General features: G+C 58.6%; 17 protein-coding genes. 9 read left to right on the top strand and 8 right to left on the bottom strand.

Annotated elements, in window-relative coordinates; genetic code table 11:
• Positions 1–63: 63 nt before the first annotated feature.
• Positions 64–498 (bottom strand): VanZ family protein, encoded by a 435-nt coding sequence (locus tag HGHM_RS20935; protein ID WP_019140850.1) that lies wholly within the window; start codon positions 496–498, stop codon positions 64–66.
• Positions 488–1,894, bottom strand: coding sequence for an undecaprenyl-phosphate glucose phosphotransferase (locus HGHM_RS07220; RefSeq protein WP_019140851.1), 1,407 nt, complete (start codon positions 1,892–1,894; stop codon positions 488–490). Before HGHM_RS07220 ends, HGHM_RS20935 begins: the two co-directional genes overlap by 11 nt.
• 538 nt (positions 1,895–2,432) lie before the next feature.
• Between HGHM_RS07220 and HGHM_RS07230 the strand changes: the two genes are divergently transcribed.
• From HGHM_RS07230 to HGHM_RS07240, 3 genes are all read left to right on the top strand, one after another.
• Positions 2,433–2,834: a group II truncated hemoglobin gene (locus tag HGHM_RS07230; protein ID WP_019140853.1), complete on the top strand. Its 402-nt coding sequence runs from the start codon at positions 2,433–2,435 to the stop codon at positions 2,832–2,834.
• 45 nt (positions 2,835–2,879) lie between these two features.
• Positions 2,880–4,334 carry a DNA recombination protein RmuC gene (rmuC, locus tag HGHM_RS07235; protein WP_019140854.1) on the top strand — a complete coding sequence of 485 codons (1,455 nt, stop codon included), beginning with the start codon at positions 2,880–2,882 and terminating at the stop codon, positions 4,332–4,334.
• A gap of 141 nt (positions 4,335–4,475) precedes the next feature.
• Positions 4,476–5,789 (top strand): hemolysin family protein, encoded by a 1,314-nt coding sequence (locus tag HGHM_RS07240; protein ID WP_019140855.1) that lies wholly within the window; start codon positions 4,476–4,478, stop codon positions 5,787–5,789.
• A 58-nt stretch (positions 5,790–5,847) separates the two neighbouring features.
• Here the strand turns inward: HGHM_RS07240 and moeA are convergent, their stop codons facing one another.
• The 4 genes from moeA to HGHM_RS07260 all read right to left on the bottom strand — a co-directional run bounded on the left by moeA (position 5,848) and on the right by HGHM_RS07260 (position 12,357).
• Positions 5,848–7,131, bottom strand: a complete 1,284-nt coding sequence (moeA, locus tag HGHM_RS07245; RefSeq protein WP_019140856.1) for a molybdopterin molybdotransferase MoeA — start codon at positions 7,129–7,131, stop codon at positions 5,848–5,850.
• On the bottom strand, positions 7,128–7,712 hold the full coding sequence (mobA, locus tag HGHM_RS07250) for a molybdenum cofactor guanylyltransferase MobA (RefSeq protein WP_019140857.1): 585 nt from the start codon (positions 7,710–7,712) through the stop codon (positions 7,128–7,130). The genes moeA and mobA overlap by 4 nt, the downstream gene beginning before the upstream one ends.
• Positions 7,713–7,716: 4 nt before the next feature.
• A complete protein-coding gene (moaA, locus tag HGHM_RS07255; RefSeq protein ID WP_026075785.1) occupies positions 7,717–8,829 on the bottom strand; it encodes a GTP 3',8-cyclase MoaA in 1,113 nt (370 codons plus the stop codon).
• 699 nt (positions 8,830–9,528) lie between these two features.
• Complete coding sequence (locus HGHM_RS07260) at positions 9,529–12,357, bottom strand: ribonuclease E/G (RefSeq protein WP_026075786.1); 2,829 nt, start codon at positions 12,355–12,357, stop codon at positions 9,529–9,531.
• 573 nt (positions 12,358–12,930) lie between these two features.
• Here HGHM_RS07260 and HGHM_RS07265 point away from each other — a divergent pair.
• The 4 genes from HGHM_RS07265 (at position 12,931) to HGHM_RS07280 (ending at position 16,083) form a co-directional block, all read left to right on the top strand.
• Complete coding sequence (locus HGHM_RS07265) at positions 12,931–13,947, top strand: RluA family pseudouridine synthase (RefSeq protein WP_019140862.1); 1,017 nt, start codon at positions 12,931–12,933, stop codon at positions 13,945–13,947.
• A 61-nt stretch (positions 13,948–14,008) separates the two neighbouring features.
• The gene (locus HGHM_RS07270) at positions 14,009–14,668 is read left to right on the top strand and encodes an HAD-IIIA family hydrolase (protein WP_019140863.1); all 660 of its coding nucleotides are present in this window, start codon (positions 14,009–14,011) and stop codon (positions 14,666–14,668) included.
• A gap of 8 nt (positions 14,669–14,676) precedes the next feature.
• Positions 14,677–15,048: a Rieske (2Fe-2S) protein gene (locus HGHM_RS07275; RefSeq protein ID WP_019140864.1), complete on the top strand. Its 372-nt coding sequence runs from the start codon at positions 14,677–14,679 to the stop codon at positions 15,046–15,048.
• Positions 15,049–15,063: 15 nt separating this feature from the next.
• Positions 15,064–16,083 carry a S49 family peptidase gene (locus tag HGHM_RS07280; protein WP_019140865.1) on the top strand — a complete coding sequence of 340 codons (1,020 nt, stop codon included), beginning with the start codon at positions 15,064–15,066 and terminating at the stop codon, positions 16,081–16,083.
• Positions 16,084–16,379: 296 nt separating this feature from the next.
• Here the strand turns inward: HGHM_RS07280 and HGHM_RS07290 are convergent, their stop codons facing one another.
• Together HGHM_RS07290 and HGHM_RS07295 are read right to left on the bottom strand one after the other, a co-directional pair.
• On the bottom strand, positions 16,380–17,132 hold the full coding sequence (locus HGHM_RS07290; protein ID WP_019140867.1) for an SAM-dependent methyltransferase: 753 nt from the start codon (positions 17,130–17,132) through the stop codon (positions 16,380–16,382).
• 31 nt (positions 17,133–17,163) lie between these two features.
• The gene (locus tag HGHM_RS07295; protein ID WP_026075787.1) at positions 17,164–17,778 is read right to left on the bottom strand and encodes a Maf family nucleotide pyrophosphatase; all 615 of its coding nucleotides are present in this window, start codon (positions 17,776–17,778) and stop codon (positions 17,164–17,166) included.
• A gap of 107 nt (positions 17,779–17,885) precedes the next feature.
• On the opposite strand from HGHM_RS07295, the gene HGHM_RS07300 reads away from it, so the two are divergent.
• Together HGHM_RS07300 and rpmF are read left to right on the top strand one after the other, a co-directional pair.
• Positions 17,886–18,386, top strand: a complete 501-nt coding sequence (locus HGHM_RS07300; protein WP_026075788.1) for a YceD family protein — start codon at positions 17,886–17,888, stop codon at positions 18,384–18,386.
• A 96-nt stretch (positions 18,387–18,482) separates the two neighbouring features.
• Positions 18,483–18,665 (top strand): 50S ribosomal protein L32, encoded by a 183-nt coding sequence (rpmF, locus tag HGHM_RS07305; RefSeq protein WP_026075789.1) that lies wholly within the window; start codon positions 18,483–18,485, stop codon positions 18,663–18,665.
• Positions 18,666–18,698 lie beyond the last annotated feature (33 nt).

Genomic DNA, 18,698 nt, shown 5'->3' on the forward strand with positions numbered 1-18,698 from the left:
GAAGAACCAGGCATTCCTTTCCATCCTTGCGCTGCAAGGAATGTGCAACATCCTTTCATATGCTCATGTGCCGGGCTTGCTGCTGCCGGGTTTGCGCGATGCTCGCATACGCAAGGAATACCAGGAGGAAAGCAAGCCCACGCTGGCAATGGCGCCAAGCATGTTGAATTTCCAGTCATGGAAATTCGCATGGCGATAGGGAAGCATGCTTTGGATTCCTTCGTCGAGCGCACCCAGAGCCGCAATCGCACCGATGCTGCACAATGCCCGCATGCGCTGGCTGCCGCTAATGCCGAAAAAAAGCAGGACGCTCAGCAATCCGTAGGCGACGGTGTGTAGTACCTTGTCATACACCATGGCCGAGAGGGCATCTGCGTTGCCCGGAATCGATCCGATGGCCACCATCGAAATGAACATGACCAGTACAGCCAGCAGGCAACGTTTCGGAGTCGCCCATGCCGCGTCCGTCCGCTTGCGGCCTCGCAGTTCAGTAGGCATTCGTACCGGTCCATCCCTTGAAGGCGGTCCAGAGGATGATTCTCACATCCATCCATAAGGACCAGTGCTGGATGTAATGCAGATCGAACTGCACCCGCTTGGCCATCTTGTCCACCGTGTCGGTTTCGCCGCGGTAGCCATGGATCTGTGCCCAGCCGGTGATGCCCGGCTTCACGCGGTGCCGCACCATGTACATTTCCAGCAAATCCTTGTACATCTCGTTGTGTTGCAAGGCATGCGGCCGCGGCCCAACCACGGACATGTCGCCGAGCAGCACGTTGATGAATTGCGGCAGTTCGTCCAGACTGGTGCGGCGCAGGAAGGCGCCGATCGGCGTGACCCTCGGGTCATCCTTGGTGGCCTGCGTAACCACGCCGTGTTCCTGGTGCATCTTCATCGACCGGAACTTGTAGACATTGAATTTCCTTCCGTTCAGGCCAAGTCTCGGCTGCTTGAAGAACACCGGGCCCGGGGAGGATTGCTTGATCAGGATCGCGATCACGATGAACAGCGGCAGCAGCAGCACCAGCGCGACGCTTGCGAACACCTTGTCGAAGATATCCTTGACGATGCCGTTCACGCCACCCGACATCGGCTGGTTCAGGTCCACCGCGGGCAAGCCGAGGAAATCGCCTACCTTGTTGCTCAGCATCTGCAAGCCGAGGATGTCGGGTATCCAGCGGATGTCGACCAGGGCATTGCGCAGCAGGTACTGCAGCTCCTGCATCTTCGGCGATGCCACCAGCGGCAGGGTAATCCAGATTTCATGGATATGATTCTCGACCACGTAGTCATGGATCTTTTCCAGCGTGTCGATCCGGTCAATCGCGGGATTGGTGATCTTTGCCGCGTCCGCCGGATCGGCATGCACGGCCCGCACGTCGTAGCCGGCCCAGTCCATCTGCAATGCACGGCGATGCATTTCCTGGCCGGTGTTGCCGTAGCCGACGATGACCACGCGCTTGTGGTTGAAGCCCTTCTTGCGCAGAAAGCGCAGCACGAAATAGACCGCTGCCCTGAGCAACATCAGGAATGCCACGCCGCTTGCATACCAGTAGAACAGCCACAGGCGGGAAAGCGTTCCGACATGGTGGATCAGGAAGCTGAACAGCAGGCCGACCATCAGGACCACACCCCAGGAAGCGCACAGGCGCAGGAACATCTCCGGGATCGGCTTGGCCCGCCATGAGGTATAGACCTCGAGCGGGGGAAACAGGAAAAATGCAAGTGCACTGCAGAAATGAAGAAGGATGGTGTGGACGGGAGGCGCTTCGCTCAGGGGGACATGGAAATGCACCAGGCAAGCAAGGGCGCCGGATATTTCAAGTGCGAGCACGTCCATGAGGCGCATGGACAGTTCGAGCCGGGATGCGTTGTTGTTGATCAGATCTCGCATGGCTTTTTGTTCGTTTCGACGGTTGTTGCTGTTGCTGTCATTGCTGTGCGAATCGGTGTCCCTATCGGAAACCTTTCCGGGCTCCTGCCGCGGATGACGGCGGCTCTCTTCAGGAAATTTTCTATGCCGAATGAAGCCGTCCGAATGCCGCGCCCAGCAAGCGGTCTCTTTCCTCCCTGTTTATTATTCTGGTAACAGTATTCATCATTTCAAATTCAGGTTGAACGCTATGTGTGTGTTGATTGCGGGTGCTCAAAAGAAGCGATGGCCTGGTCCTGCCTCATTACGGATGCTGTTGTTTTTCACACGTAAGCGCGTTACGCGAAATTCCTGTGCATGAAAGGAGATGTGGTCGTCGCTTCATCCGAAAATGAAAATATATGCGCCTCCACCTATATGGATGCGGACAAATATCAAGCTTCGCTCATCTTCGCGGGCGCGCTGTAGCGACGGCATGCCCCGAGAGCCGGAAGCGGGCGCGATGACAAGATGGCGTACGGCATTTCACCGGGGGCCTTGATGCGCTATCATTCGCTCCATGAATGCAGAAGAATCCTCGCAACCCTCCCTTTTCGAACTCATCGGCGGCGCCACCAAATTACGCGAACTGGTTGACCGTTTTTATGACCTGATGGACCTCGAACCGGAATTTGCCGGCATCCGGGCCATGCATCCAACCACTCTGGATGGTTCACGCGACAAGCTTTACTGGTTCCTGACCGGCTGGACCGGCGGGCCGGACCTGTATATCGAGCGCTTCGGTCACCCCCGCCTGCGCGCCCGGCACCTGCCCTATGCAATCGCCACCAGCGAGCGCGACCAGTGGATGCGCTGCATGGCGCTCGCGATGGAAGACGTCGGCCTGCCGGAACCCTTGCAGGAGCGGCTGCTGTATGCCTTGTTCCAGACGGCGGACTGGATGCGCAATACCGCCGGATAACCCTGCCAGTTTGCTAACATATCGGCAAACCTTCGCTGAACCTCCATGGCCACAATCGAACTCGTCATCCTGGTGCTGCTCGCTGCCGTCATCGTGCTGCAGGCCGTTGCGCTTTTGCGCGTCCGCAATGCCGATTCAGGCATGCAAATGATGCAGCTGCAGCATGAATTGCAGCGCAGCCAGCAACAGGCGGGCGAACGCATCGAACGCGAACTGCGCGGCGAAATGCAGAACGGTGCCCAGGCCGCCCGCCAGGAACTCGGCAACAACTTCGCCCGCTTCCAGCAAACCCTGGCCACGCAGCTGGGCACGATGGTGTCCATGCAGAACAGCCAGATCGACTCTTTTGCGCAGCAACTTGCTAAGCTCAATGAAGCGAACGCGCAACAGCTGGAAGCGATGCGACAGGCCATCAGCGCGCAGGGGCGGGCCGGCCGGGAAGAGCAGTCGCTGGCGCTGAAGCGCTTCGCGGACACCTTGCAGCAGACCCTGTCTGCACTGACCGAGTCGAACGCGCAGCGCATGGCGGAAGTGCGCGCCACCCTGGAAGCGAAAATCCGCGACCTCCAGGCCGACAATGGCGCGCGGCTGGAAGAGATGCGCAGGACGGTCGACGAGAAGCTGCATGCGACGCTGGAACAGAGGCTGGGCGAATCCTTCAAGCTGGTATCCGACCGTCTGGAAAAGGTGCATCAGGGCCTGGGCGAGATGCAGCAGCTGGCGATCGGCGTGGGCGACCTCAAGCGGGTGCTGACCAATGTGAAGACACGCGGAACCTGGGGCGAAGTGCAACTGGCAATGCTGCTCGAGCAGATGCTGACGCCGGACCAGTACGGCAGGAATGTGGAAACCATCCCCGGCAGCGGAGAGCGTGTGGAATTCGCGATCAGGCTGCCGGGGCAGGAAGAGGGCCGGCCGCCGGTATGGATGCCGATCGATGCCAAGTTTCCGAAGGAGCAGTACGAACGCCTGGTGGATGCGGCCGAGCATGCGGATGCGGATGGCGTGGCTGTGGCCGGGCGCGAGCTCGAGCGCGCCGTGCGACAGGAAGCGCGGACCATCGCGGAAAAATATTTGTCGCCGCCCCTGACCACCGACTTCGCGATCTTGTTCCTGCCGACCGAAGGCCTGTATGCGGAAGTGGTGCGTCGGCCGGGGCTGGCAGATGAATTGCAGCGCCAGTGCCGTGTCACCATTGCCGGACCGTCCACGCTGTCGGCACTGCTCAACAGCCTGCAGATGGGCTTTCGCACGCTTGCGCTGGAAAAGCGCTCGTCGGAAGTGTGGCAGGTGCTCGGCGCGGTCAAGACCGAATTCGCCAAGTTCGGCGACGTGCTGGCGGCGACCCGGAACACGCTGGAACGTGCAGCGAAAAACATCGAGCAGGCGGAGACCCGCACGCGCCAGATGACGAGAAAGCTGAAATCGGTCGAGGCGCTTCCGGCCGAAGCCGCGAATCTGCTGCTTGGCGCGGAGCCCGCCGGGACCACGGATGAATGATGGGCAAGCAAATTGGCGGGCCCGACTTCCTGCCGCTTGCTGCAGGAAGTTTGTGGTAGCTTGGCTGCTTCGGCCTGGTAATCCCGGGTTTTGCCGAACCGATTTTTTCAAACAACCGCGCAGGCGGAATACTGACACGCTATGGAAATCGCGATACTGATTGGTCTCATCCTTCTGAATGGCGTGTTCGCCATGTCGGAAATTGCGCTGGTCACTGCGCGCAGAGTCCGCCTGCAAAAGCTGGTGGAAGAGGGACATGCCTCGGCACAGGCGGCGATCGAACTGGGCGAGAATCCGACGCAATTCCTTTCCACCGTACAAATCGGCATCACGTCCATCGGCATCCTGAACGGCATCGTCGGGGAGGCAACGCTTGCCAGTCCGCTCGCGGTCTGGCTGCAGCAGTCGGGCGTGCCGGAGCCGTATTCCGGTTACTTGGCGACCGGGTTGGTGGTGTTAAGCATCACCTACTTTTCCATCGTGCTTGGCGAACTGGTGCCCAAGCGGATCGGGCAAATCATCCCGGAACCCATCGCCCAACGGGTAGCGCGGCCGATGCTCTGGCTTGCGACCATTTCCAAGCCTTTCGTCAAGCTTCTGTCGGGCTCGACCTTGCTGGTGCTTAAGATTGCCGGGATCAAGGAGAAAAACCAGCCCAGCATTACCCAGGAAGAAATCAACATGATGCTGGCCGAGGGATCGAGCGTCGGCGTGATCGAGCAGCACGAGCACGAAATGGTGCGCAACGTGTTCCGGCTCGACGACCGCCAGATCGGTTCGCTCATGGTGCCGCGCGGCGAGATCGTCTATTTCGACGTCGAGGAACCGCTTGAGGAAAACCTGAAGCGTCTCGAGGCCAGTGAACATTCGCGTTTTCCCGTGGTACGTGGCGGCTGGGATCAGGTACTCGGCGTGGCGACGGCGCGCCAGCTGCTCACGCAGGCCCTGCGCGGCGAACGGCCGGCCTTGACCAATCATTTGCAGCCCGCCGTTTTCGTGCCCGAATCGCTGACCGGCATGGAGCTGCTGGAAAACTTCAAGGGCTCCGGCGTGCAGCTTGCCTTCATCGTGGACGAATATGGCGAAGTACAGGGGATCGTTACCTTGCAGGACGTGATGGAAGCGATTACCGGCGAGTTCAAGCCGCACCGGGCGGAAGATGCCTGGGCGGTGCAGCGCGAGGATGGCTCATGGCTGCTCGACGGGCTGATCCCGATTCCGGAACTGAAGGACAGGTTGGGTTTGAAGGATGTGCCGGAAGAGGAAAGAGGCCGCTACAACACCCTGAGCGGCATGCTGATGCTGCTGCTCGGTCGCCTGCCGCAGATCGCGGACCGGTGCGACTGGGAAAACTGGACATTCGAGATCGTCGACATGGACGGCAAGCGCATCGACAAGGTGTTGGCGACCGTCAATCCGACACCGGCAGATGGCCAGCCTCAGGCGATCGTCTGATTCCGGATTTTTTCAGGAGGAAGGCGGCTCTGAAGCCCAGCGCGGGCCGTACTTCTTCCTACACCAGCCCTTCGAACAGCAATACGTCGACCGGGTCGCCTGCGCTCACGCTGCCCTGCTCGTGGTGCAGCACTACCATGCAATTGGCTTCCGACATCGAGCGCAGAATGCCTGAACCCTGCGAGCCGGTGATGCGCACTTGCTGGTTGCCCTCGGCATCGCGCGACAGGATGCCTCGCTGGTATTCGGTGCGCCCCGGTTTCTTGCGGATTGCCGACTGCGACTTGACACGCATGAGCGGCAGCGGCTCGGCGTTCGCGCCCATCATGTGCATAAGGGCATCGCGCGCGAAGAAATAAAAGGTCACCATGACCGCGACCGGGTTGCCGGGCAAGCCGAAGAGATAGGCGCTCCTCGCGCCGGAAGAAATCCTGCCGAATGCCATCGGCCGCCCCGGCCGCATGCCGATCCGCCAGAATGCAACGTCGCCCAGCCTGGCCATCATTTGCCTCGTGTAATCCGCTTCGCCGACTGAGACACCGCCCGAGGTAATGACGGCGTCCGCGTTTTCGCAGGCTGAACGGAATGCCGCCTCCAGCGACGCCGGGTCGTCCTTGACCACGCCCATGTCGATGAGTTCGCAGCCGAGCCGGGTCAGCATGCCGTATATCGTGTAGCGGTTGCTGTCGTACACGCAGCCTTCGTCGAGCGGTTCGCCGATGGAGCGCAGTTCGTCACCGGTGGAAAAGAAGGCCACGCGCAGACGTCGTTGCACGGGAACTTCGGCAATGCCAAGCGAAGCCAGCAATCCGATGTCCGCCGGCCGCAAAATTTTCCCCTTGCCAAGTGCGGGGTGGCCGGCGCGCAGGTCTTCGCCTTTCAGGCGCCTATTGTCACCGGTCTTCACGACATCCGCCGGAATCGTCACCGAAGTGTCGGAAGCCTGCTGGGTGAATTCCTGAGGCACGACGGTATCGCAGCCGGCCGGCATCACGGCGCCAGTCATGATGCGTACGCATTCGCCGTTGCCAACTTCGCCGCGGTAAGCCTGGCCGGCCAGCGCGGTTCCAACGATGCGCAGCGCCGTTTGCCCGCCAGCAAGTTCGGAGCCGCGCAAGGCATAGCCATCCATCGCGGAATTGTCATGTGCCGGGACATTGATCGGAGAGATCACATCGGCTGCCAGTACCCGGCCAAGGGCGGCGCGCACCGCAACCTTCTCGACCGCGTTGATGGGGGCGATGTATTCCCGGATGATGTGCTGGGCTTGCGCAACCGGGACGGCGTCGGGGTCGTAGTCCGACAGGCAGCTGACGACGTCGGAAAGCGTGGTGTAATTCATTGCGCTTCAAATTTCTGCAAGTCTTCAAGCGTATTGATGTTGCGGAAGGCATCCGCGTCCGCGAACTGCACTTCGGCCACGCGCAGCGAGGCGTACCAGGCATCGACCTTGCGACCGCCGCGTTGCAGGAAATCGGCGAGATGCGGAAGCAGCGCGGTTTTCAGCAGGCAGAACACCGGATGCGGCTGGCGCTCCTGTCCTTCGCCGGTCATTGCAACGGCGAGGTCGGCCTGCTGCACCTGCAAGGCAGTGTTCAGGCTGGCGACGAGGTCGGCCGGAAGAAAGGGCGAATCGCATGGTGCAGTCACGAGGAGAGGTGTATCGCAATGGACCAGGCCGGCATGCAGGCCGGCGAGCGGCCCGGCAAACCCGGTGATTTCATCCGGCCATACCGGTACACCGAACTGGCGATACGCTTCGAGGTTCTGGTTCGCATTGATCATCACCCGATCGACTTGGGGCGCCAGCCGCGCGAGCACATGTGCCGCCATCGGTTTGCCGCGAAAAGGCTGGAGGCCTTTGTCCACATGTCCCATGCGGGAGCCGCGGCCGCCGGCAAGAATCAGTCCCGTGATTGACATTCCGTCAGCCTCCGATATAGGACATCTCGATTTTCTGCAACTTCCGCAGTTCCGCGGTTTGGGCGGTTCTGGTCTCCGAATAGCGGTCGCTGCGCGCGCGCCAGAGATGGGCGACTGCAGTGGCAAGCTCTTCGTCGGAGCGACCGCTGCGCAGCAGTGCCCTCAGGTCGTGGCCACTCGTGGCAAACAGGCAGGTGTACAGTTTGCCTTCGGTGGACAGTCGAGCTCGGGTGCATTCGTGGCAAAAGGCCTGAGTTACGCTGGAAATGACGCCGATCTCGCCGCTGCCGTCGAGATAGCGCCAGCGCTCGGCGGTTTCACCGCTGTAGTTGGGCTCGGCCTCGGCCAGCGGCATCTCGGTGCTGATGCGGCGCACCACTTCGGCAGAAGGCACCACTTCATCCATTTTCCAGCCGTTGCTGGCGCCGACATCCATGTATTCGATGAAGCGCAGGATGAAGGGCGATCCCTTGAAATGGCGTGCCATTGGCACGATTTCGCGGTCATTCAAGCCGGCCTTGACCACCATGTTGATCTTGATTGGCCCCAGCCCGACCTTGTGCGCGACTTCTATGCCGTGCAACACCTGCGATACCGGGAAATCCACATCATTCATGCGGCGGAAGATGGCATCGTCGAGGGAATCGAGGGACACCGTCACGCGCTTCAGACCTGCGTCCTTGAGTGCCTGAGCCTTGCGGGCAAGGAGCGATCCGTTGGTGGTCAGGGTCAAATCCAGTTCCCTTCCATCCGGTGTCCTAAGCTCGCTCAGCATGGCGATCAGTTTCTCGATGTGCTTGCGCAGCAGGGGCTCGCCGCCGGTAAGCCGGATCTTCTGTACGCCGTGAGCAACGAAGATCTTTGCGATGCGGGTAATCTCTTCAAACGAGAGCAATGCCTCATGTGGCAGGAATGCATAATTCTTGTCGAAGACTTCCTTTGGCATGCAGTACACGCAACGGAAGTTGCAGCGGTCGGTCACCGAGATCCGCAAATCATGCAGCGGGCGCGCGAGCGCATCGGCAAGCAGGCCTGTCGGCTGTTCCAGCATGGAAGGAATCGCCGGCACGCTGTCGCGATGACGAAGATCGATAACGGGAATGAATTTCTCTGTCATTGCGGAATTTCGAAGCGATATGCTGCGGCAGAGAGGCGGTTGCAGTTAAGACAAATAAGATACCACGAGCCCCGTGAGTGCGCACAGGAAGTTCGGGTCAGTCGCCCCAAGTTTGAGGCGGGGCAGGGGGAGCAGGAAGCGACGGCAATTCGGGCTGCTGCCCAGCCACAGTCCCTGGGCGGAATGTGGTGATGAACGACATGCCATGCAAAGAATACCGCGAGGCTGACGACGAGCCCTTTTACCGGCGCGGAAATCGGAGTCAGCAGCGACGTCGGTCTGATTTTGCCGTGGATCGATTCCACTCGCGCGAATGGAATATCCATGGCGGCAAGCGCCAGGAAGGCGATTATGGCAACCCGGATCACCCATCCGCTTTCAGGCTCCGGGCCCGCTCCAATAAGCTTTCGGTAAGCGCGATCGCTGCCTTGATGCTACATAGAATGTCATTGACTGTCGGCAGATCGCAAGAGGCACCATAAACGCCCCTGGTTTAAACTGGACTGGAAGGATTTCGCCGGACTGATCGAAGCAGCATGTCTTTTCGCGACCGTGGCAGTCATATTCCTCCGATCATCTGCGCGCCTGGTGAATTGCGTTGCGTTCACATGGGTCCCAAGTGCAGACAACAAAAAAGGGGCACTAGCCCCTTTTTTGTATTCGCTGCGCTTTATCCCTTGGAGGGAAAAGCCTATGCCATCAGCGCCTTGTTTCCACCTGAATCAAAGGCTCGGTGGAAAGCGGCGGAAGCGGCTTGCGCTCCCGAGGCACACGCGGAGGCGGGACGATTTTCGCAGCCGCTTCCTGTGCCGCCCGCAGTTTCTCCGGGTCGGTTACCGCGAGCGTCAAGCCAGCGGCTTCCAGCACTTCGCGCAAGGAATCGATAGGCATCGGCGCCGGGACGACGTTGGTGTTCGCCGAGACCGCTGGAGTCGATAAAGCCGTATCTTTTGCGGACTCGACCGGGACGGCGGCCGTTTCCTGCTTTTCGGGCACAGCGGCATGAACAGGAGCGGGTTCAGCCTCAGTCTCGGTCTGAGAGACCGCTGCCAACTCGGCTTCAGCGCTGGCCGGTACGCTGGCTGCTTCTGCTGCGACCTCGGGCACGACCGAGATGACTTCCTTTACCGTTACCGTTTCGGTTTCCACGACTGAGGCGGCAGCCGCAGCAATCTCGGGAATTGCGGATTCCTGAGCTTCGGCTTCGTTCGTCACTGCTTCAGAGGCTGCGCCGTCGTTTTCGCCGATGGATTCGATGCCTTCGGCGGTGTCGCGGTCACGGCGGTTGCGGTTGCGGCCACCGCGGCGCCGGCGCCGGCGGCGCTCTTCACCTTCGCCGGTATCGCTTTCCGGTCCATTGCCAGGCGGAACAGCATTGACTGCCGTATCAGCCACAGCCATGGTACCCGGGGCCGGGACCGGTGCTGCTGCGGCGGCAAGCGGTGCGGCAGCATTTTCCGGGACTGGCACGGCCGCCGGCGCTTCCTTGCGTTCTTCACGCTGGCGCTGCTGACGATCCCCATTATTGCCGTTACCGCTGTTGCGCTCGCGGCGACCTTCTTCGCGTGACTGGCGTGGTTCGCGTGCTTCACGCGGTTCACGCGGCTGGCGCGCTGCTGGCTGGGCTTCGGCTGCACCGCCAGGCATCGGCTTGGTATTTGCCTCGCGCGCATCAATGCGGCTGCCTTCGCGCTCTTCATTGCGATCCCTACCACCGCGCCCGCGGTTGCGGCCACGCTGGTTGCGGTTGTTGCGTTCACGTGCAGGCTGGGCTTTTTCTTCCACCGCAGGAGCAGGCGCGGGCGCAGGCGGCACGGCCTTCTTGCGGAAAAATCCGAACATCCTGCTGAAGAAGCCTTCTTCAGCAGGCGCCATCACGGCAGGAGTGGGCTCGACTGGCTTGCGCTCGACGATGGGCGCCGGCTGGTCCGGCGTAATTCCCTTGACCACCGCTTCCTGGCGAGGCCTGACTTCTTCCTTCTGCCGTTTGTTGTAACTGATGTCGGTCTCAGCCTGCTCCGCCATGGCATAGCTGGCCTGGGTCTCTTCCAGACGCGGATCGTCGGTCTTGATGCGCTCGAGCTTGTAGTGAGGCGTTTCCAGATGCTTGTTCGGGATCAGGATGATGGTGACACGGTGGCGGGTTTCGATCTTCAGGATCTCGCCGCGCTTTTCATTCAGCAGGAATGCTGCGACGTCTACCGGTGCCTGAACATGGATGGCAGCCGAATTTTCCTTCATCGCTTCTTCCTGGATGATACGCAGGACTTGCAATGCCGAGGATTCTGTATCGCGGATATGGCCGGTGCCGTTGCAGCGCGGGCAGGTCACGTGGCTGCCTTCGGACAGGGAGGGACGCAGGCGCTGGCGCGACAATTCCATCAGGCCGAAGCGGGAAATCTTGCCCATCTGGACACGGGCGCGGTCGTAGCGCAGCGCATCCTTGAGGCGTGTCTCGACTTCACGCTGGTTTTTCGCGTTTTCCATGTCGATGAAGTCGATCACGATCAAGCCACCCAGGTCGCGCAGGCGCAACTGGCGCGCCACTTCATCGGCTGCCTCGAGGTTCGTATGAAGGGCCGTGGTTTCGATATCGGTTCCGCGGGTGGCACGTGCCGAGTTGACGTCGATCGATACCAGCGCTTCGGTATGGTCGATCACGATGGCGCCGCCCGAGGGCAGCGGAACGGTGCGGGAATACGCGGTCTCGATCTGGTGCTCGATCTGGAAGCGCGAGAACAGCGGCACGTCGTCCCGGTAACGCTTGACCCGGTTCACCATGTCCGGCATCACGTGGCTCATGAACTGTTGCGCCTGTTCATGAATATCGTCGGTATCGATCAGGATTTCACCGATGTCAGGCTGGAAGTAATCGCGGATCGCACGGATCACCAGCGAGGATTCCTGGTAAATCAGGAAGGCGCCGGAGGCGGACTGGCCGGCGCTTTCGATTGCGCGCCACAGTTGCATCAGGTAATTCAAATCCCACTGCAGTTCCTCGACGCTGCGCCCAATGCCGGCAGTCCGAGCAATGACGGACATGCCCGACGGCAGGTCAAGCTTGTCCATGGTCTCGCGCAGTTCCTGACGATCTTCGCCTTCGACGCGGCGTGACACGCCGCCACCGCGCGGATTGTTGGGCATCAATACGAGGTAGCGGCCGGCAAGGGAAATAAAGGAGGTCAGGGCGGCGCCCTTGTTGCCACGCTCTTCCTTCTCGACCTGAACCACGATTTCCTGGCCTTCGCGCAGCGCTTCCTTGATGGTGGCATTGCGCACATCCACGCCATCACGGAAATAGCTGCGAGCCACTTCCTTGAAAGGCAGGAAGCCGTGGCGCTCTTCGCCATAATTGACAAAGCAGGCTTCCAGGGAAGGTTCGATGCGGGTAATGACGCCTTTATAAATATTGGATTTGCGCTGTTCGCGCCCGGTCGTCTCGATGTCGATGTCGATCAGCTTTTGTCCGTCGACAATAGCTACGCGCAACTCTTCCTGCTGCGTAGCGTTGAACAACATGCGTTTCATTTTATTGTGCTCCGTGGCCTTGAGGCCTTTCTAATACTGCCGGCGATAGCTTCTAACGCGCGCTGCAGTCAGGTACAGGGATGTACGCGAGGACGGAGTGTCTGGGAGATGGAATTGCCTTGGTGAGCGGCAGCACGGATTGAACTGGCTGGTGCCGCAATCGGGCGCGGATGGAGCTGAGCGGGTTGCCGGCCGCATGTCCTTGCCAAGCGGCAGCGCTCCTCATGGGAGCGCGTCGTGCGAGGCAGCAAGCGACTTGATTGAACTAAACGAAACATGGTTCAGCGGCATCGGCAAACGAATTTCAACTACATCAACCGGCGAGCAATGCTGGTGCGCATGGTGCTAGCCGGACTTATCCTTGTAATCCAAACATTCTTGTCCAGCATCCTTACGCTCTATCCGATTACAACAGCGGTGCAACCCTGATGCGCGTATGGATGATGCATACACATCTTTTCCGTCGAATTTGCAATCAGCGAGGCTGACGGAAGAGCCCCTGTGTAGAATGTGCTTTTTATTCTTACACGCGCAGCCGTTCTGTAACTGCTGCAAAACAATTATATATTCAAAATGAAGGACTTAGCGAATTTTTCTGGGAATCTGGCGCAAAGTTCCGCGCCCAACCAGTTGTCACAAGTCCCTCCGCAGGCCCGGCTGGTGACGATTTCCGAGGAAGAAGCCGAGCAGCGTATCGACAATTTTCTGCTGCGCATCTGCAAGGGCGTACCGAAAAGCCATATCTACCGAGTGTTGCGTTCTGGCGAAGTGCGCGTCAATAAAGGCCGCGTCGACCAGACTTATCGTCTGAAGGGCGGAGACGTGGTGCGCATTCCGCCGATACGGATTGCAGAAAAGGCAGCCCAAATTGTGCCGGGATCCGAGTTCTCGGTATTGTTTGAAGACAATTATTTGTTGATCATCGACAAACCCGCCGGCGTGGCGGTACACGGCGGCTCCGGCGTCAGTTACGGCGTCATCGAGCAGCTGCGCGCAGCGCGTCCGCAGGCAAAATTTCTTGAACTGATCCATCGCCTGGACCGCGAGACATCCGGCATCCTGATGCTGGCGAAGAAGCGCTCTGCTTTGACTAATCTGCACGAACAAATCCGGGCAGGGCGGCTGGATAAGCGCTATTTGACCTTGGTGCATGGAGATTGGCAAAATCCGCGTCAGCACATCAAGTTGCCGTTATTTAAATACCTCACGGCCGATGGCGAGCGCAGGGTCAGGGTGCAGGCAGACGGCTTGCCATCCCACACGGTTTTCAACCTGATCAGGAGATATGGTTCTTTCGTCCTGCTGGAGGCAGAGCTGAAAACCGGTCGTACCCATCAGATCCGGGTGCATCTTGCCTCAAGCGGGTTCCCGATCGTGGGGGATGAGAAGTATGGCGACTTCGGGCTGAATCGGGCCTTGCAAAAACCGGATGGAACCAGGATTGCATTGAAGCGCATGTTTCTGCATGCGCACAGTATCACCTTTCTTCATCCGGAAACCGAACAACCGGTCAATATCAAAGCCCCGCTGCCGCGAGAATGCGAGCAGTTTTTGAACAGTCTGGCAAGGCCGCCGTCGCAGGTGCAGTGAAGGCAGTAGCCGAGCAGGAATCGAACGAGAGCGAGGCAGCGCAGGCTGCCGGAATAGAAATATGGCGAGAAAGCGATTTGACCTGATCGTATTCGATTGGGACGGCACTCTGATGGATAGCACGGCGACTATCGTAAAATGCATTCAGGCTGCCGCAAAGGATCTGGGCCTGCCCATACCGGACCGGAAGTCCGCTTCCTATGTCATCGGCCTGAGCTTGCAGGACGCGATGCAAACGGTTCTCCCGGACCTCGATCCAAAGCATTATCCGCGCATGGTCGAAAGATATCGCTATCACTATCTGACTAAGGACAAGGGATTGTCGTTGTTCGATGGCGTACGCGAAATGCTTGCCGAATTGTCCCAACAGGGCTATTTCCTGGCAGTGGCGACCGGCAAGAGCCGTGTCGGATTGAACCGGGCGCTCGATGCAGCGCAATTGCTGTCGGTTTTCGATGCCACGCGCTGTGCCGATGAAACCTTTTCCAAGCCGCATCCGGCAATGCTGCAGGAATTGACTCGCGAGCTCGGTCAGGACATAGGGCGCACGGTCATGATCGGCGACACCACGCACGATCTGCAAATGGCTCTCAACGCTGGTGCAGCAGGGATTGCTGTCCATTATGGTGCACATGCGGCCGATGAACTGGAGGCGCTGAATCCGGTGTTCTCTGCCGGCTCGGTGCAGGAGTTGCACGCCTGGCTGAATGAAAATGCGTAAGTGCGCCAATGGATGATCCCGCCATTTTTATTTGTGCTTCGGAGGTGCTCAAGGACGGCGGCAAGGGAGTGCGATTTCCGCTTACAGCCGGGGGTGAGGACGGCGTCGGTTTTGTCGTACGCTACGGCAGCACGGTATACGGCTATCTGAACCGGTGTGCCCATGTGCCAATTGAGCTCGACTGGAATGAAGGCGAGTTTTTTGAATCGAGCGGCCTATATCTGATGTGTTCGACCCATGGAGCCATCTATTTCCCGGAAAACGGAAAATGCGCCGGGGGGCCATGCCGCGGCGGACGCTTGCGCTCCATCAGGGTATTTGAAAAAGACAATCAGGTATTCTGGCAACCCGATGATTACATAAGGCCCGTAAGGGCATAGAGCAAGGAAAGCAAGATGACCAATGAGAATTCCCGGGAAGGTGGCCAATCTTATGCGGGTCCGTCCGGGCAAAATGATGCGCAGGCGACCAGAAGAGGCAACTGGGAAAGAGAGTTGCTGGAAAAGCTTGCATTTGAAACATTGAGGGAGCAGCGGGCGCGTCGCCGCTGGAACATCTTCTTCCGTTTGATAACGTTGGGAATTGCTGGCTTCATCCTGTGGGCGGTCTTGGACCTGGGTGGAGGCAGCGGGGACGCTGTGGGCCGGCATACCGCATTGATCGAAATCGATGGAACCATCGAAGGCGGCAGTGGGACTGGTTCCGCTGATTCGGTGATTCCTGCTCTCAACCAGGCATTTTCCGACGAGGGTTCTGTAGGCGTCGTACTACGTATCAATAGTCCCGGCGGCAGCCCGGTGCAGGCGGGGATGATCAATGATGAAATCACACGCTTGCGCAAGGCTTACCCGCGCAAGCCCTTGTATGTTGTAGTAGATGAAATATGTGCCTCTGGTGGATATTATATTGCTGTGGCTGCCGACAAAATTTTTGTCAATAAGGCCAGCATTGTCGGCTCGATCGGCGTCCTGATGGATGGTTTTGGTTTCACCGGCTTGATGGACAAGGTCGGCGTGGAGCGTCGGCTGATGACTGCAGGTGAAAACAAGGGCTTCATGGATCCATTCAGCCCGCAAACGCAGAGCCAGAAGACCTATGCGCAGGAACTGCTCAACGAAGTGCATCAGCAATTCATTGATGTCGTGCGCAAAGGCCGCGGCAAGCGTCTCAAGGAAACGCCGCAGACTTTTTCCGGCTTGTTCTGGATAGGTTCGAAAGCGGTCGAGATGGGCCTGGCCGATGGATTCGGTACCGTGGATACGGTGGCACGCGACGAATTGAAGGCCGAAGACATAGTGGATTACACACAGCGCGAGGGGCTTTCGGATCGTTTGCTGAAAAAGTTCGGCGGAGCAGTGGGCAGCGCGGCTGTAGCCTCAATCTGGAGCCACGCCAGACCAGCGGGCATCAGATGAAAGCTCGATGCATTGGCTGATGCTAAGGGATAGGGGAAAGCAGGCGGAAACTATTGAAAAGGTGAGGAGGCGTTTTCAGCGCCGAACTGATCTTGAAACTTCGGCCTTTCATCTTATACTGCAGTTGTCTGGCTTCAGCTTCGATCCTTTTACGCATAAATAAATATGCACAAGGAAAAATTCATGGGCCGGATATCTACCGTATCGACGATACGGCACTGAGGAGTCTCGGACTTCTCCAGAAGCCCTGCGGGGCAGGCAAAACGGCGGCGCAATACCGCCGTTTTGCGCTTGATTCAACCGGCGAGAAGCAGGAATACGGTCGGTTTCTTGTGTAGAGCAGGCATCCTTCCCGAACTTAGTTCCTCTTTCCAGTTTGCGACCATGCGGGTCTGAATGGATTCACCAGGCAGGGTCAAATCCGTGGCGACGCACACCAGTGTATTTCCCTTGCATGTCTTGATGAGGGCTTCAAGAAGCGCGCTGTTGCGGTAGGGGGTTTCGATGAAAAGCTGGGTTTGCCGTTCCTGACGCGAGCGCTCCTCGAGAGCCTTGATGCGTTTTGCTCTTTCAGCCGGATCGACCGGAAGGTAGCCGTTGAAGGCGAAACTCTGGCCATTGAGGCCGCTTGCCATCACGGCCAGCAGGATGGACGAGGGACCGACCAAAGGCTTGACCTCGATACCCTTCTGATGTGCAAGGCGGACGAGGTTTGCGCCCGGGTCTGCTACCGCCGGCACGCCTGCTTCCGAGATCAGCCCTGCATCCTGCCCGGCCTGTAATGGCGCAAGCAGTGATGGCAGCATGGATGCCTCGGTATTAACATTCAATTCCGAAATGCGTATTTCCTGCAGCGGTTTGGCGAGCGGACGGATGGCCGCCACCAGCTTCAGGAAGGCCCGTGTCGTTTTCGCATTCTCGGCGATGAAATAATCGAGTCGGGCGGTAAGCGACTGCACCTCGGTGGGGATCACAAGCCCCAGCAGGTCAACAGAATCGGCATCAATTGGTCCCAGAGTATTCGGAATCAGGTAAAGGGTACCGGGCATGATTGGTGGCAGTTGCAGAAATTAGGGCCTGTCAAGATGCGAAAAAGCGTACGCCTGCACGCCGCAGCATGGTGGTCAAGGCAATCAGGGGCAATCCAGTCAAGGCAGTCGGGTCGGTACTTTCGATTTTTTCAATGAGCGCAATTCCCAGCCCTTCATTCTTTGCGCTCCCTGCGCAGTCGTACGGCTGCTCGATGCGCAAATAAGCGTCGAGTTCTTCGTCCGAAAGATTACGGAAAGTGACTGCAGTTTGGACATTTTCAAGTTGCGCGGCTCGATCCGGATCGCCTTCTCGTCCATCCCACAGGCAGAGTGCGGTATGAAAGATGACTCGCCGGCCGCGCATTTTCTGCAGCTGTTTCAAAGCGTTCTCGTGGGAGCCGGGTTTGCCGATCTGCTCGCCATCGAGCGTCGCGACCTGGTCGGATCCAATAACCAGCGCTTGCGGGATTTGTGCGGCCACCGCAGCAGCCTTTGCCTTCGCGAGTCGGCATGCAGTCATGTCCGGTGCTTCCCCTGAGCGCGGCGTTTCATCAATGTTGGGAACGTTTATGCTGAAGGGAAGTTGTATCCGAGACAATAGTTCCCGACGATAGGCGGAGCCCGACGCGAGCACTAGATGCGGAGAGGGGGTATAAGAAGACATGCTGCTTGAGTTGGCTTGGACGTTTGTGCAGTTTGGAAATGCTAACGCTTTGACGAATAAGGGAAAACCCTGTTATTATCGCAGGTTTTCCGGGAACGGCTTTTGCGATGAATGCCCTTGTAATTGATGCGTTCGAGTTTTGTCGTCTCAAGGAGCGCCTGGAAGGCGAGACTTTGGTTGCGGATTTGCCTCGATTGGCCAAGGAATCAGTGGACCGATCCGGCAGGATCATGTGGTCATTGCAAGGCGGAACTAACTCCGAAGGGCATGCCCAGCTTATCCTGGATGTGTCGGGCACGGTTCGATTGCTTTGCCAGCGCTGCCTGACGCCGCTTGATTTCAATATTGCATCGAAATCAATGTTGCTGCTGGCAAAAGACGAGGCGAGTGCGGATGAGCTCGATGCTTCGCTGGATGATGACGATGCAAGCGAAGTAATCGTGGGAAGCAAGGCCTTCAATGTTGCCGATCTGATCGAGGACGAAGCATTGCTGGCATTACCTCAGGCGCCGAAGCATGAGGCCTGTTCGGGGCAGCCTATCCAGAATGCGCCGGAGGAAATGGAAAAGGTTTCGCCCTTCGCAGTTTTGAAGAAGCTGAGGCAATAAGTAATATCGGCAGATACTGATACTGTCAGGCAAGTAATTCCCGGCATGCAAGCCGGATATGTTAAAATTTTCGGATCCCAAGATTTAGGAGTCATCATGGCTGTTCAACAAAACAAGAAATCCCCATCCAAGCGTGGCATGCACCGTGCGCATGATCATCTGTCCGCGCCGCCTCTCGCAGTCGAGCCGACTACCGGTGAAACTCACCTGCGTCACCACATCAGCCCGAGCGGTTACTATCGCGGCCGCAAGGTGCTGAAAACCAAAAACGACGAGTAATCATCGTCTTCCGTTTTTCCAAGCTTGAAAGCG

Source organism: Noviherbaspirillum massiliense JC206 (assembly GCF_000312045.1).
Classification (GTDB): domain Bacteria; phylum Pseudomonadota; class Gammaproteobacteria; order Burkholderiales; family Burkholderiaceae_D; genus Noviherbaspirillum; species Noviherbaspirillum massiliense.

Bases quoted from the DNA above. Each gene is read 5' to 3' on its own strand.
- HGHM_RS07300 (WP_026075788.1), top strand. From the start codon at position 17,886: ATGAATGCCCTTGTAATTGATGCGTTCGAGTTTTGTCGTCTCAAGGAG.
- rpmF (WP_026075789.1), top strand. From the start codon at position 18,483: ATGGCTGTTCAACAAAACAAGAAATCCCCATCCAAGCGTGGCATGCAC.
- HGHM_RS07280 (WP_019140865.1), top strand. From the start codon at position 15,064: ATGACCAATGAGAATTCCCGGGAAGGTGGCCAATCTTATGCGGGTCCG.
- HGHM_RS07240 (WP_019140855.1), top strand. From the start codon at position 4,476: ATGGAAATCGCGATACTGATTGGTCTCATCCTTCTGAATGGCGTGTTC.
- HGHM_RS07290 (WP_019140867.1), bottom strand. From the start codon at position 17,132: ATGCCCGGTACCCTTTACCTGATTCCGAATACTCTGGGACCAATTGAT.
- rmuC (WP_019140854.1), top strand. From the start codon at position 2,880: ATGGCCACAATCGAACTCGTCATCCTGGTGCTGCTCGCTGCCGTCATC.
- HGHM_RS07260 (WP_026075786.1), bottom strand. From the start codon at position 12,357: ATGAAACGCATGTTGTTCAACGCTACGCAGCAGGAAGAGTTGCGCGTA.
- moaA (WP_026075785.1), bottom strand. From the start codon at position 8,829: ATGACAGAGAAATTCATTCCCGTTATCGATCTTCGTCATCGCGACAGC.
- moeA (WP_019140856.1), bottom strand. From the start codon at position 7,131: ATGAATTACACCACGCTTTCCGACGTCGTCAGCTGCCTGTCGGACTAC.
- mobA (WP_019140857.1), bottom strand. From the start codon at position 7,712: ATGTCAATCACGGGACTGATTCTTGCCGGCGGCCGCGGCTCCCGCATG.
- HGHM_RS07295 (WP_026075787.1), bottom strand. From the start codon at position 17,778: ATGTCTTCTTATACCCCCTCTCCGCATCTAGTGCTCGCGTCGGGCTCC.
- HGHM_RS20935 (WP_019140850.1), bottom strand. From the start codon at position 498: ATGCCTACTGAACTGCGAGGCCGCAAGCGGACGGACGCGGCATGGGCG.
- HGHM_RS07275 (WP_019140864.1), top strand. From the start codon at position 14,677: ATGGATGATCCCGCCATTTTTATTTGTGCTTCGGAGGTGCTCAAGGAC.
- HGHM_RS07270 (WP_019140863.1), top strand. From the start codon at position 14,009: ATGGCGAGAAAGCGATTTGACCTGATCGTATTCGATTGGGACGGCACT.
- HGHM_RS07230 (WP_019140853.1), top strand. From the start codon at position 2,433: ATGAATGCAGAAGAATCCTCGCAACCCTCCCTTTTCGAACTCATCGGC.
- HGHM_RS07220 (WP_019140851.1), bottom strand. From the start codon at position 1,894: ATGCGAGATCTGATCAACAACAACGCATCCCGGCTCGAACTGTCCATG.
- HGHM_RS07265 (WP_019140862.1), top strand. From the start codon at position 12,931: ATGAAGGACTTAGCGAATTTTTCTGGGAATCTGGCGCAAAGTTCCGCG.